The organism is Emticicia agri (genome assembly GCF_004168285.1).
GTDB classification, from domain to species: domain Bacteria; phylum Bacteroidota; class Bacteroidia; order Cytophagales; family Spirosomataceae; genus Emticicia; species Emticicia agri.
Genome location: NZ_SEWF01000017.1, coordinates 1 through 13,676 on the forward strand (window position 1 = coordinate 1; position 13,676 = coordinate 13,676).

Annotated in this window: 14 protein-coding genes and 1 tRNA gene; 6 read left to right on the top strand and 9 right to left on the bottom strand. The window is 37.7% G+C overall.

What is annotated here, in order from left to right:
- The 3 genes from EWM59_RS27625 to EWM59_RS12855 form a co-directional block, all read right to left on the bottom strand.
- Positions 1 to 597 (bottom strand): IS630 family transposase (locus EWM59_RS27625; protein ID WP_310587857.1); only part of this gene is annotated, 597 nt, incomplete at its 3' end.
- On the bottom strand, positions 510 to 941 hold the full coding sequence (locus tag EWM59_RS28400; RefSeq protein WP_130021386.1) for a helix-turn-helix domain-containing protein: 432 nt from the start codon (positions 939 to 941) through the stop codon (positions 510 to 512). The genes EWM59_RS27625 and EWM59_RS28400, both read right to left, overlap by 88 nt.
- Positions 942 to 1,201: 260 nt before the next feature.
- Positions 1,202 to 1,274: transfer RNA gene (locus EWM59_RS12855), tRNA-Phe, on the bottom strand.
- A 204-nt stretch (positions 1,275 to 1,478) separates the two neighbouring features.
- Here EWM59_RS12855 and EWM59_RS12860 point away from each other — a divergent pair.
- Positions 1,479 to 2,807, top strand: coding sequence for a 4Fe-4S dicluster domain-containing protein (locus EWM59_RS12860; RefSeq protein ID WP_130021387.1), 1,329 nt, complete (start codon positions 1,479 to 1,481; stop codon positions 2,805 to 2,807).
- A 453-nt stretch (positions 2,808 to 3,260) separates the two neighbouring features.
- Here the strand turns inward: EWM59_RS12860 and trxA are convergent, their stop codons facing one another.
- Positions 3,261 to 3,560, bottom strand: a complete 300-nt coding sequence (gene trxA, locus EWM59_RS12865) for a thioredoxin (protein WP_130021388.1) — start codon at positions 3,558 to 3,560, stop codon at positions 3,261 to 3,263.
- Positions 3,561 to 3,740: 180 nt separating this feature from the next.
- Between trxA and EWM59_RS12870 the strand changes: the two genes are divergently transcribed.
- The 5 genes from EWM59_RS12870 (at position 3,741) to EWM59_RS12890 (ending at position 9,381) form a co-directional block, all read left to right on the top strand.
- Positions 3,741 to 4,874, top strand: coding sequence for a glycoside hydrolase family 88/105 protein (locus tag EWM59_RS12870; protein WP_130021488.1), 1,134 nt, complete (start codon positions 3,741 to 3,743; stop codon positions 4,872 to 4,874).
- 114 nt (positions 4,875 to 4,988) lie between these two features.
- The gene (locus tag EWM59_RS12875) at positions 4,989 to 5,669 is read left to right on the top strand and encodes a response regulator transcription factor (RefSeq protein ID WP_130021389.1); all 681 of its coding nucleotides are present in this window, start codon (positions 4,989 to 4,991) and stop codon (positions 5,667 to 5,669) included.
- On the top strand, positions 5,669 to 7,039 hold the full coding sequence (locus EWM59_RS12880) for a sensor histidine kinase (protein WP_130021390.1): 1,371 nt from the start codon (positions 5,669 to 5,671) through the stop codon (positions 7,037 to 7,039). Before EWM59_RS12875 ends, EWM59_RS12880 begins: the two co-directional genes overlap by 1 nt.
- Before the next feature lie 189 nt (positions 7,040 to 7,228).
- Positions 7,229 to 8,170, top strand: a complete 942-nt coding sequence (locus tag EWM59_RS12885) for a DUF8428 domain-containing protein (RefSeq protein WP_229239353.1) — start codon at positions 7,229 to 7,231, stop codon at positions 8,168 to 8,170.
- Positions 8,171 to 8,172: 2 nt separating this feature from the next.
- Positions 8,173 to 9,381 (top strand): endonuclease/exonuclease/phosphatase family protein, encoded by a 1,209-nt coding sequence (locus EWM59_RS12890; protein WP_229239354.1) that lies wholly within the window; start codon positions 8,173 to 8,175, stop codon positions 9,379 to 9,381.
- Here EWM59_RS12890 and EWM59_RS12895 read toward each other — a convergent pair whose 3' ends face one another.
- The 5 genes from EWM59_RS12895 to EWM59_RS12915 all read right to left on the bottom strand — a co-directional run bounded on the left by EWM59_RS12895 (position 9,382) and on the right by EWM59_RS12915 (position 13,669).
- Positions 9,382 to 10,194 (bottom strand): SDR family NAD(P)-dependent oxidoreductase, encoded by an 813-nt coding sequence (locus EWM59_RS12895; RefSeq protein WP_130021392.1) that lies wholly within the window; start codon positions 10,192 to 10,194, stop codon positions 9,382 to 9,384. It abuts the gene before it with no gap.
- Between the two features lie 79 nt (positions 10,195 to 10,273).
- Positions 10,274 to 10,792: a cupin domain-containing protein gene (locus tag EWM59_RS12900; RefSeq protein ID WP_165372170.1), complete on the bottom strand. Its 519-nt coding sequence runs from the start codon at positions 10,790 to 10,792 to the stop codon at positions 10,274 to 10,276.
- A gap of 136 nt (positions 10,793 to 10,928) precedes the next feature.
- Positions 10,929 to 11,774 carry a DUF7452 domain-containing protein gene (locus EWM59_RS12905; RefSeq protein ID WP_130021394.1) on the bottom strand — a complete coding sequence of 282 codons (846 nt, stop codon included), beginning with the start codon at positions 11,772 to 11,774 and terminating at the stop codon, positions 10,929 to 10,931.
- Between the two features lie 256 nt (positions 11,775 to 12,030).
- Positions 12,031 to 13,116: a DUF4097 family beta strand repeat-containing protein gene (locus EWM59_RS12910; RefSeq protein WP_130021395.1), complete on the bottom strand. Its 1,086-nt coding sequence runs from the start codon at positions 13,114 to 13,116 to the stop codon at positions 12,031 to 12,033.
- On the bottom strand, positions 13,091 to 13,669 hold the full coding sequence (locus EWM59_RS12915; RefSeq protein WP_130021396.1) for a hypothetical protein: 579 nt from the start codon (positions 13,667 to 13,669) through the stop codon (positions 13,091 to 13,093). Before EWM59_RS12915 ends, EWM59_RS12910 begins: the two co-directional genes overlap by 26 nt.
- Positions 13,670 to 13,676: the final 7 nt, after the last annotated feature.

Genomic DNA, 13,676 nt, shown 5'->3' on the forward strand with positions numbered 1-13,676 from the left:
TTCCAAATCTTGATAATCACTAGGCTTAAGCCAATAATATTTAGTATGCCTCCAAAGCCTTTCGATTCTGTTTAGATGTGGACTGTAAGCAGGCAAATAGAAAATATAGAGCCCTTTGTTTTGCCACAATTCTAACTTTTCTTGAAAAACTTTGGCGTGATGAATTCTGGCATTATCAATTACTAAAACTGTTGGTTTTCTAATTTTATCAATAAATATTTCTATTGAATTGATGACAAAATCAGCATTAATAGTACCTTTTACATCAAAAGTGTAAAGTTCATTTCCATCAGCATTCATCAACCCAAATACATTGATATTCTTGCCTTTTTGTGGCAGAATATAAACGGGTTCATCTGGAAATTGCCAGCAGTAAGGTACGACACAATTGAGCGAAAAACCAGCCTGATCACCATAAAATAAGTCAATATGACTTTGTTGGTGGAGCTCGAGTAAGTCATTTAAGCAGTCTTCTTTATATGCGTACTCAGAAGTGTTTTGCTTTGACTTTAAACTTTTTCTGGCTCTTTTCCAACTGGCTCGACAAGTGTTTTTAAAAAACGCTCTAATGTTCTTTGAGAGAAGTCTTTCTGTAATGCTTCTTTCAGTTCTTGACGTACTTTTTTCAGAGTCTGAGGGCTTGATTTTACTTTGCTTTTTACCAATGATTCATCAGCTGCATTGAAAATAGGTTTGCGACCCTGACCCAATTGATTGCGTAAACCTACTATCCCATGCGTTTCCCAACTGTCAAACCAGTTAGTGATGGTAGGGTGGCTTACTTGAAATATAGATTTTAGGCTATACATATCATACCCCTGATGACTTAGCAATAGACAATGACAACGTTGTTTGAATTGATGATGGGTAGCATTTTTGTACCCTTCTTCCATTGTGATGACCTCACTTGGCTCTAATTTAATATATCGTTTTGCTCGCATAGAGCAAAGTTAACAATTTTAAAATAATTTTGTCGCATTACTTAATAATAAGAAAAAACTTTCACACGCAGTTTGTATATTTACCTATTAGATAGAAAAGTAGAGATTTAAACCTGACTTGTATTGAGTATTAAATTGAATGATTTTGTACCGTGTTTAATCGGATAGGCGAATTACTCGAAAATCCATTTGTTGTAGTATTGTTGTAGCAAGAAAAAAGGCAGCTACAACATCTCGTTATAACTGCCTGAATATCAGTGTGGTAATGGACGGAATCGAACCGCCGACACAAGGATTTTCAGTCCTTTGCTCTACCAACTGAGCTACATTACCCTATTACCACCATTCCCCGTGATTTGGGACTGCAAAAGTAGACAAAAAAAATTCAAGTACAAACTTCTGCCAAAAAATTTCTTAAAAAATTTCTTTACTCTTGCATTATCCAAAATTTGACTATATTTGTATTAGTATGCTTGCATACTAATATGACAGTATAACAAAGACTTATTTCATCAGTATTTACCGAAACTGACTCGTATGCAAATCCTATCACAAATCTTATTCATTATAGCATTAGGTATTGCTGCCTACTTTATCACCCGTCGGGTAGTGCTTATCAAAAAAACAATTCAGTTGGGTCATGCCGAAGACCGCACGGATAGACCAGCCGAACGTCTTAAAACCATGCTATTGATTGCTTTTGGGCAAAAAAAGATGTTTAACCGACCTCTGATAGGGTTCATGCATTTCATTATCTATGCTGGTTTTCTGATTATCAATATTGAGGTATTAGAGATTATATTAGATGGTATCTTTGGCACTCACCGATTATTTTTCCCCTTTTTAGGAGGTTTCTATAATTTTCTAATCAATTTCTTTGAAGTTTTAGCCATAGGTGTATTAACAGTCTGTGTTATATTCTTACTCCGGCGTAATGTTTTAAAAGTACAACGCTTTCAGGAGAGTCGCCATCGGGAAATGAAAACCTGGCCCCGGAACGATGCCAATATTATATTAACCATTGAAATATTATTGATGTGGGCATTTTTAAGCATGAATGCTGCTGATACAATTTTACAGGAGAGAGGCGTAGGACACTATGCAGAAGCCATAACAGGAAACTTTGCCATCAGTCAATGGCTTCACCCCATTTTTAGTAACTGGAGCGCCACTGCTTTGGTTGCTTATGAGCGTTTTGCGTGGTGGTTCCACATTTTGGGCATTATGGCTTTTGCTTTATATGTTACTTATTCTAAACACCTGCATATCTTTTTAGCTTTTCCGAATACCTATTTTTCTAACCTCAAGCCTAAAGGACAGATGGCGAATATGCCTGCTGTAACCAAAGAGGTGAAAATCATGCTGGGCATTGAACAACCTGATACTACGCCTGCCGAAGTAGGCCGTTTTGGTGCGAAAGATGTAAAAGATTTGAGTTGGAAGAATCTGATGGATGCTTATAGCTGCACTGAGTGTGGACGCTGCACAGCGGCTTGTCCGGCCAATATTACGGGCAAAAAGCTTTCACCAAGAAAAATAATGATGGATACCCGCGACCGATTGGAAGATATCCAGAAAGGGTGGCTCAAAAACGGAGAAGAATATGATGATGGCAAAACTCTCTTAGGTGATTATATTTTGGAAGAAGAAATTTTAGCCTGTACCACCTGTAATGCCTGTGTACAGGAATGTCCGGTTAATATTTCGCCTCTCGACATCATTCTGGAACTCCGTAGATACAAGATTATGGAAGAATCTTCGGCTCCTGCTTCGTGGAATGGGATGTTCTCAAGTCTGGAAAATAATATGGCTCCCTGGAAATTTCCACCGGACGATAGATTCAATTGGGCAGATGGCGTTAAATAATTAACCGTTAAATAAATAAATCACTATTTTGTTTGGAGAAAAATAGTTTTTTTTTATTATTGAAGTATTTTAATGCCTAAACATTTTGCACTTAGGAAATATTTTTTTTAATTTTACATAGGCTTTACAAAAATATGTTGGCATATTATTTGAGATAAGCTATTATATTTTAAATTTTAATTTTGCCTAATGTGCATTTTTGCCTCTAACCTCCATGAGAAAATTTAATTCATCCATGTTTTTACAATGGATAGTTTTTATGCCATTGTTATTACCGTTGGCCATTGTAAGCGGGGCATTTGATGGTATTAAGCGTGTTTTTGAGCAAGCTACTTCTGATATTATCGAAAAAGAAGTAATATCTTAAATTAGCTTATAGCTTTCCAAATCCTAAAAAAAGCATCTGGCTTAAAGAAAACCTCTTTAAGACGCTGTTTTTTTATGGCTCTCCAATCAGGCAAACTTCTCAATAATCCCTTTCAGTTGTGGTAGTGATAATACTCCTGACTGCCGCCACTTTAATTCGCTCTTTTTAAACAACATTAAAGTTGGTACACCTGAAACCTTGTACTTTGAGGCTAATTTAGGATTTCTATCTACATCAATTTTTACAATTTTAATAGTATCACCCTGATCTTGCGCTAATTGTTGCAGTGTGGGAGACAATACTTTGCATGGCCCACACCACTCCGCAAAAAAATCTATCAGAATTGGTGTCTCTGAGGCAATCAGTTCTTCAAATGTTCCTGTCATTGTTGTCTATTTTTATGTATCATTTCTACTTAACAAATAACTGGGTCTGGTGGTTTCAGACAATTACATACTTCACTAAAGTTTTACCATTCTATAGTTTATCTTTGTACTGTAAGCAGCCATTCCTGGGGTGGCAACGTCTATATTTGTGCGATTACAACCATGATTAATATAGTATCTATGAGCAAACACACCTTTACTTTATCTCTACTCCTCCTATGGGGCATTCACTCAACTTTTGCACAAAGTCTTCCCAAAAATCAAGACCTTATGAAAGTCATGACACTGGCTAACGAATACTTTATGCTGAAATGGTCTGATGTAAGTAAACCTATTGTAAGACCCGACCGCACTCGCCCAAGCAATATCTGGACAAGAGGTGTATATTATGAGGGACTAATGAGTCTTTATAAAATTGACCAGCAAAAACGCTATTACGACTATGCGGTGGCGTGGGGAGAAGCACATAAATGGGGCTTGCGCAATGGTATTAAAACCCGGAATGCAGATGACCAGTGCTGCGGACAAACCTATATAGATTTATATTTACTTGATCCTAAGCCCGAGCGTATTCATGACATTAAGGCTTCTATAGACAGTCTGATTAATAGTCCTAAAAAAGACGATTGGTCGTGGGTAGATGCCTTGCAGATGGCTATGCCGGTATTTGCTCAATTAGGCGTTATTTATAACGATAACCGCTATTTTGAGAAAATGTATGAAATGTACATGCACACCAAAACCATGCACGGAGACAAAGGTTTGTATAACCCACAGGAAGGGCTATGGTGGAGAGATAAAGACTTTGACCCGCCTTATGTAACACCTGCAGGCAAAAACTGTTACTGGTCTCGTGGCAATGGTTGGGTGATAGCTGCTTTGGTAAGGGTGCTTGATATTTTACCGAAAGATGCACCGCACCGGGAAGAATATGAAAAGACTTATCTTGAAATGATGAACGCACTGCTCCCACTTCAGAGAACAGACGGCTTCTGGAATGTAAGTCTTACTGACCAGACAGATTTTGGAGGAAAAGAATTGACGGGTACTTCATTGTTTGTGTATGGAATGGCCTGGGGCATCAATAAAGGCTTATTAGACAAGAAAAAATTTTATGCGCCTATTGCAAAAGCCATGTATGCTATTATGAATAACTGTATTCATCCGAATGGTTTTTTGGGTTACGTACAGGGTACAGGTAAAGAGCCTAAAGATGGTCAGCCTGTTACTTATGATAAGGTTCCTGACTTTGAAGATTTTGGTTTGGGCTGTTTTCTCTTGGCAGGCACCGAGGTGTATAAAATGAAGCGTTAATGCTGATTTTCCTGTTTTTTCTATTAAAATTCTGATAAAGCGCAGCTATGTTCCTACAATTAGCTGCGTTTTCCATTTAATTTCCTATTTTTGGTAAAATCTAAAGCCACTATAATGAAAATCTTAGTAATTGAAGACGAAGTCCGAACTATTCAACTCATCAGGCAAGGGCTCGAAGAGCAACAGTGGGAAGTTGATATAGCCTACGACGGAGCTATGGGTTTTCAATTGGCTACCCGGCAGGTTTATGCTCTTATTATCTCTGACATTATTTTACCCGGCATGAATGGACTGGAGCTTTGCCGGAAACTCCGTGAAGTAGGTGTCTCCTCTCCTATCCTGCTTCTGACAGCTTTAGGAACTACTGATGATAAAATTGAAGGCTTAGACGCAGGTGCCGACGATTATCTGGCCAAGCCATTTGAGTTTAAAGAACTGATGGCAAGAGTGAGAGCTTTGACCCGCAGAAGTATCGGTATTATACATACAGCTAATACCCTGAAAGTAGCTGACCTTGAAATGGACCTGGATACAAAAACGGTAAATCGTGCCGGACAAGATATTACTCTGACGGCTAAAGAGTTTGCACTATTAGAATATTTTATCCGGAATCAGGGCAGAGTTATCTCCAAAGCAGAATTAGCTGAAAAAATATGGGACGTAACTTTTGATACAGGAACCAATGTAATAGAGGTATATGTCAATTTTCTACGAAAAAAAATAGATAAAGATTTTGAATCTAAGTTACTTCATACACAGATAGGGATGGGGTATGTTCTCAAAGTAGTTGCCTGATGACCAATATACGCTCACGGCTCACTTACCAGTTTATCATATTAGTGAGTGCCGTTCTTCTGTTTTTTTCATTCGGGGTCTATTTTTTCAGTAAATTATACCTCGAAAAGCGTTTTTATAAACGCCTGCAAGACCGTGCCATTACTACTACTACACTCTTGTTTGATATTCAGGCGGCCGATACTACTGTCTTAAAGTTAGTCAACGTGTCAGATAGAGAACTACTTACTAACGAGAGTATTTCGGTATATAATGAATCTTTAGAGCAATTTATCTTCTTTACTCACCCATCCGATACCAGTTTTCATCAGCAATTGCTCCCATTAGTAATAAGTAAAAACCCGGCGACTTATACAAAATTTAAAGAATATCAGGTATTAGGGATTCATCTGACAAATGAAGGCAAAGGTAATTGGGTAATTGTGAGTGCCATTGACCTGAATGGCAAAGCTGCCTTGCAGGATTTAAAAAAAATTCTGATTGTAATGGTAGTTGTAGGGATTCTCCTTTTAGGAATTTCAGGCTGGATATTTGCCAACAGAGCCCTGGCACCAGTTTCGGGTATTATCAGGCAGGTTAATCAGATTTTTCCCCGCAATGTAAAAAAACGGGTCGAGTATGCTAACCCCGACGATGAAATAGGTATGTTAGTAGCCACCTTCAATCAGTTGCTCGACCGGATTGAAGAAGCGCTTATTACCCAGAAAATGTTTATAGCTAATGTATCGCACGAATTAAAGAATCCTTTAACCAAAATCTATTCGCAGATTGAAATAGCACTTTTGCAGAAGCGGTCTCCGGAAGCCTACGAAAAAAGTCTTAAATCTTTACAGGAAGATACCCGAACGCTTACCCAATTGACCAATACCCTGTTAAATCTGGCTACAGTAGTTGCCAATGCCGAAAATGTAAAATACAAAGCTATCCGGTTAGACGAACTTCTTTGGGAAGCCAAAAGTCAATTACAGAAATGGCATGAAGGATGCCAGATTCAATTAAATTTTACTGATTTCCCTGATGATGAAGAGGCACTGATGATTCAGGGCAATGAAGCCGCCATGAAAGTAGTTTTCATGAATCTGATGGATAATGCCTGTAAATTTTCTGAAGATAATACTGCCATTGTCAACTTTACAGCCTCTGATTCTGCAATAGAAATTTCTTTCTTCAACAAAGGCCCTGTTATTCCTAAAAGAGATATTCCTTATATTTTTCAACCATTCTACAGAAGCAATGCATCTGCCCAGGCGGTGCAAGGGCATGGCGTGGGGTTAGCCATTGTAGCACAGATAACCCGTTTACATCAAGGCGAAATAAACGTAAAATCTACTGCTGAGGGTACTACTTTTACTCTGATTTTTACACGATAATACCCCTATAACTACTCAAAACTACTCGCAATACAAAATACCGTATAAAAAAGACGGCTGGCACACTTTTTTATTACTCTCTATCTTCAAGACACTTAATTTACATTTTAAGCTAAATTTAAAGTCAGTTTAACGGCTATTTAAGTTAAGCATAGTTAGTTTGTAAGTATGGAAATAACTGATACAAAAATGGCGTCTAACAGTAATCAAGGTATATTCAAAGTCTCGTTCGGAGTGCTGATAGGAATATTGGCCTTGCTTGGCTACTTGTTTATGGGCGCAAGAAACGACACATTTGAGCTTCAGAAATCACTGACTGAAAAAGTTGAGCAACTTTCTTCTACGCAGATAAAATTAGACTCAATTTCAAAGGTTTTAGATGAAAAAATAGCAAAAATCAACAAATTAGGTGGTAACATCGTCGAGTTGAAAAGGATTAAAGCACAACTGGAAAATGACAAGAAACTACTTAAATCTGATTTGAACTTTTCGATTCAGAAGTATAATGCCAAAATAAAAGACTACGAAAATTTTCTGACTGTTAAAGACAGAGAATTTAATAACCTGAAAGAAGAAAATACTGAGCTAAAGGCCCGCACTGAATTGCTTGAACAAGAAAAACAAGAGGTATTAAGCGAAAATACTACTTTAAAGAGCGATAAAGAAACCTTATCGCAGACAGTAGCCGAATACTCTGCCGAAAATTATAACCTGCAACGGCAGGTAACCTTAGCCTCTTCAATGAAAGCCATTAATGTACAGGTAGCCGCTTTATCGGCCAATGGCAAAGCACGCGAAGGCAATGCTTTTAAATCATCACGTATTAACCGCCTTAGAGTTTCTTTTATTATGCCATCAAACTCAATTGCTGTTAAAAACAGAAAAGACATTTATATAAGAATTCTTGATGAAAACGGGGGCTTGATAAGTGATAATGTAAACAGCGGTGTATTAGAGTATGAGGGTAACGAAATAGGTTATAGTATAAGACAAGGAGTGATGTTTGAAAACAACGACCAGAAAGTAGATATTATTTATGCACAAGAGGCACCTTATAACCCCGGAAAATATGAAATAGAAATTTACTGCGAAGGATTTAAAATTGGTAAAGGCGCATTTGAAGTAAAATAAATATGACTCTTTTACCTCCACGCAAACTATTGTTGACCCATAATTATAAATATATGATTGTATTAAACGGCTTTAAAATATTTGTCTTGGCTATACTTCAGACTTTCGGAGAAATAGCCATAGAAGGGCTAAGAATTACAGTCAGAGCATTCAAGAAATTCCCACGCTCTTATATAGCAGTTTTCTATATGTTTATTGCTATGGCTTTTTGTTACTATCCGATTTTTGACCATTGGGTAACAGGATTTATTATGATGAGCTTACCTGTAGCCGTATTGGCAGGTTTAATAGCGAGTTGTTATTTATTGTATAAAAAGCAGAAACTGATGGCTTCGGCGGGTTTTATATGGTTTTTAATGACTTTCCCGATAATTAAACGCTTTGTTGGAATACGTAATAACAAACCCGAAACGAACCACGCTCAATCGCTGAAAGTATTAAGTTTTAATAGCGAAAGTTTTGGAGAACAAAACGGACAAGGTGTTAACTGGGCCTCACTTAAATCGGATATAGCCTGTTTTCAGGAATATTCTCCTAATGAAAACATTGAGTCTCAATACAGCAATAAATTGGTAAAACTGACGCCTTTTGACCAAGACCGACATATAGGTTTAGCGCTGTTTTCTCAGTATCCGGTTGTGAAAGAATACAGCAAAATATGGGATAGAAAAGGTCAACCAAATATCAATGGCTTTATTTGTGCCGATATTGCCTATCATCAAGATACCGTACGTGTCGTAAATGTGCATTTGTGGTCGATGGGTGTACGTATTAACCAGGCAACTGATGCCCTGAAAAAAGGAGATGTGAAAGAATTTGCCTTTGAGATTTTTGATACTTTTCGTCGTTTGAAAGAGGGTTTTGAGGCAAGAGACGAACAGATAAAAGAAATAGAATCATATGTATCGGGCAGTAAGTACCCTGTAATTATTTGCGGAGATTTCAACGAAATTCCTTTTGGATATGTGTATGGAAAATTGAGCCTGAGTTTTAATAATGCCTTTGAAGAAGCCGGACAAGGCTTAGGATTTACATTGAACCGTCGCCCTTACTGGGTTCGGATTGATCAACAGTTTTTTAGCTCCGACTGGAAAGTGCAGTCTTGCCAGACAATGAAAGGCATCACTATTTCAGACCACTTCCCTGTCGTAGCCCAATACGTACTCAAAAAATCACTGGATAGACCTACTAATCTGGTGGCCAATCGTTAATTACAATTTAAGCATTTTTGCCAGAACTTTGTGGTAGGCGTTCGGAAAAACACGGGCAATCATATCCATCGTTCTGGCATCATTTCCTATCAGAATACGAGGCTTGTCTTTGGCAATGCCGTCTAATATAATAGCCGCTGCTTTTTCGGGAGAAGTTTTTAAGGCTATTCGTTCAAATTTTGCCATCGCTTTTTTCCCTTCTTCGTTATTTCTGTGCTGCCCCACACGTGAATTCCGGGTAATGTTGGTTTTAATACCACCGGGATGTACCGTTGATATTTTTACGTTGGTACGCAACAATTCAAATTTCAACACATCAGAAAAACCTTTTACAGCAAATTTAGCGGTAGAATAAGCCGAGTTCTCAGGCATACCCGTAATCCCATAAATACTTGATACATTCACAATATGTCCCTGATTCTGCTTCACCAGATGGCGCAAAAAGGCCTTCGTCATGCGTACTACGCCCCAGAGATTAATATTCAGCAACCATTCAAAATCTGTCAGAGAAGTTTCTAAGAAACTGCCTGAGAACAAAGCTACTCCTGCATTGTTCACCAATATGAAACGTTCATGAAAATGTTTTTTGATAGTTTCAGCAGCAAAGGTTTTGATTTGTTCAGCATCAGAAACGTCTAAAATATATCCTTCAATAGTGCCTGTTGCCTGATTAATAGTTTCGTTTAAGCCAATTTCATTCACATCAGTAGCAATTACCCTTGCTCCGGCATCGGCTGCCTGAATAGCCAATGCCCTGCCAATACCAGAAGCAGCACCTGTTACTATAAAAATACTGTCTTTTATCTGGCTCATATTGTTTTGTAGTTTATACAAAAATAAAAAAACAGGACAATATTCTATCCTGTTTTAGTAAGAGTTTTATTATTCGTTATTATAACTCACAATATTTCTCTAATAATTCATTTTGTACATACATCACCTGCTTCCCTTCTTCACTTAACAGAAACGTTTCAAGCGTAGCACCTGCCTCACCCAAAAAGTTAGAATCTGTCAGTTTAGAGATAATAGCCATATAAACCATGTTGTTATTCTCAACAGCGGCCAACCCTCCATGCTCCCCATCATTGTGTATGCCTTGCATGAGTGTTATAGCGTTTTCAAAACAAAGACTACCCGGTATTAAGGTAGTTTTCAACACAACTTTTGCATTGCCTATCTGGTAGTTGTGTACCATTTCCTTTTTAACTGTGGCCGACTCGCCCGCTTTCAGTATAAGCTCTTCGCTTCCATTCCATATTCTGATTTCTCCTTCTAATACCTCAAAAGTTTTATCAAATTTCCGATGATAATGTGGAGGAATACTGGCACCCGCCGTAAATTCTGACTCTATTACGGTGCGCTTACCTTTGTTGGTTTTTACCGATTCTTTGATGAATGCTACCTTTTCCATTGCAGTATTTGTTGTACAGTATTTACTGAATCTCATTAAGTAAGTAATTCTAATTAAGATGGTAGCTGTCAGGCATGTATATAACAAAAAAGCCACACTAAATGTTAGTATGGCTTCTTAAATTTATATTTTGTTACTATTGCTTAATGATTAAGACATTAAATTGCGCATTGGTAGGTAGTAGAAAAGTACCCTCATTAAAAATCACCCATTTACCTCTGTTACTATTATAAAATACACCTACAGGAGAGTTGTTATAAATCAACCCTTCAGGATTTAATCTTTGAGTGATAAAAACTAAACAATTTGGGTCTCCATTGCACATCGGATTATCTATATCTGTACTATTAGTGCCTATTTTATTGGCAACAGTGGCTGTATGAACAAACGCAGCCCTATTACTTCCTGATACTTTTATAGTACCATTATCTATCTGTAAGGCAGTCCCGACACCTGTTCCCGAGTACGCTGCTTCTACACCAGCCCCATAATTACCAAGAGTTGCTCCCTTTACACCTACACCTGCATGATCAGGCTCAGAAGCAAAGCCATAAACTCCAAAACCACTTGGAGTTTCTCCATAAACTCCCCTACCAGATCCTGCCTGATAGCCTATTACTCCAACACTACTAAAACCAGTACCATTATTGATGCCTCTTACACCTGCTGAATTATCCCCGGCTGAAGCTGTGGTTATAAGCCCGTAAACTCCTGTAACTCCTGAAATAGCACTACTCCCATGAGTAATTGACGCACTCGACCCCCTTATACCAACTACAATTCCTGACATGGATGTATTCAAGCCATACAAACCAGCACCTTTTCCGTTAGTTATGCCTGCAAAAGCATTAGCATTATTGTCGTCATTTTTTATCTGAACTTTTCCACCAGGTGCCCCTTCTTCTGTAACCACTACATCAAGTTGGCCATAAGCTGACAAAGAAGCACTAAAAATAATAAATGAGATAAATGTTTTTTTCATAGTTTTATTTATTTAAGTAGGCAGTACAAATAATTATTTAAGGGGTAAATGAAATTTCCTGTTTGGTAAGATTAAGACAGATATATTACTTATCAAAGGTATCTTTCAGGGAGAAGTTCACCAAAAATAGCCGTCTTATACGGAAGAAATAGTAATCGAATGACGGGTAAAAAACAATGAATCGTTTTTAGGCTATTATAACAAAAAACAGGATAAACCCTTCGGGTCTATCCTGTCTGCATTCAAAACACTTAATTTATTTCAATATAACACTACTAAAATTACCGTTTACAGTAATCCTGCATGTAGGAGCTCCCTTGCCTACCTTTCCTTCATAATATTTGGTAGGGTTAAAGTGGTAGCTTTCTTTCTTCTCAGTTTCTGTATTTCTGGTAAACGAGATACCTTTATCTTTCGGATAATCAAAATCACCATAATGGGCTTTGATATTAAAATCATAAGTGGTATTATCATCTAAGTGAAGTGCGACAGGCGAATAATTGGCTTTAATGTCCAGTTCTTTTACATTTTTCCCTATGCTTCCTAATTTAAAATCGCCGGAGAAGTCTAATTTCAGATTACCCGATTCTTTCAGCATACCTATTGAGCCGCTCGAATAACTGATTTTAGCATCAACCTTGCCTACTTCCTTTATATCAATATCGCCAAAGCTATTATTGAAATCAAAATTATCGGCTTTTTCCATCTTGATACCTGAGTAAGAAGCATTTAATTTGCCTCCGTTCATTGATTTGATATAGGAGTTCTGACAAAAAGCTATCTTGATATCCGACTCAGGGCTTAGAATATCTTCGGCAACCAGTTTCCCATAGCTTTGGTCAACTTTCAACGGTGTATTAAAGCTTGGGAGAAATGTATTTCCAAAAGAGTTTTTTACCTGAAGCGGATTTGATTTGGGCATATACACCATATAATCAATCTTCAATGAATGTTTCTCTCCCTTGTTGCTCCAGTTTCTGTTATCTGAGCGTTCGATATTGGTTTTAATACTCACCTGCCCGTCTTCTTTTTTGCCTGTTACATCAACCGAGTTAATAAAATCAGCCGCTCTATCGTCAGAAGAAGCATTGGCTACAATAAGTACCTCAACTTTTACCTCTTTTTTATCCCAGAAATTGACTTTAATATCGCCAAACTGATTATGCAGAGATATTTTATCTGACGATGAAACCGGATAAGACAGGTTTACGGTTTTCTTTTTCTCTATCCATTCTTTATCGTCATGATTGGCAAAAGTTGGTATAGCTGTCAATAGAAATAATGTCCAGAATACGCCTCTCTTTTTGGTGGAAAGGCTACACCATCGTTTTAATTTTTCCATTTTTAACTTCTTTAATTTTTTGAATTATTTGTAACTGTTGGTTTAACAGATCGATCTGCATAGTTAAGTTTTGTACCATCGCCTTCAGCAAATCTTCCGGGTTCGGATTTTGCGGTAATTCACTTTTAAGGCTCTGGTAATTTTTGTCTAACGCCTGTAATTCGGCATCAAACTGGTGGTAAAGCTGCGGGTCTTCTTTTTCTAAAGCCTTTAGTTCTTCTCTCTTCTGCTCTACCAAAGAGGCAAACTGTACGATTTCTTTGCCGTAGGTTTTTTCGTAGGCACGTGGCAACTCTAAACTGGCAAAATCATTGGGAATCTGCGAATACATAAAAAATCCGTATCCTACTGTCAATAATATAGCAATTCCTGCGGCAATACTTATACCTAATCTGGCACCACCAAATTTCACTACTTTTCCGTTCAGGCGTTTGCCTGCAGGTTGTTGTTCTGCAACCTCCACCTCAATTTTCTTCCATAAGGCTTTTGATGGCTCGTAGCTATCAAAGTCTTCACGGTTATCTCTCACGAATCTTTCTAAACGGTCTTTCATATCACTC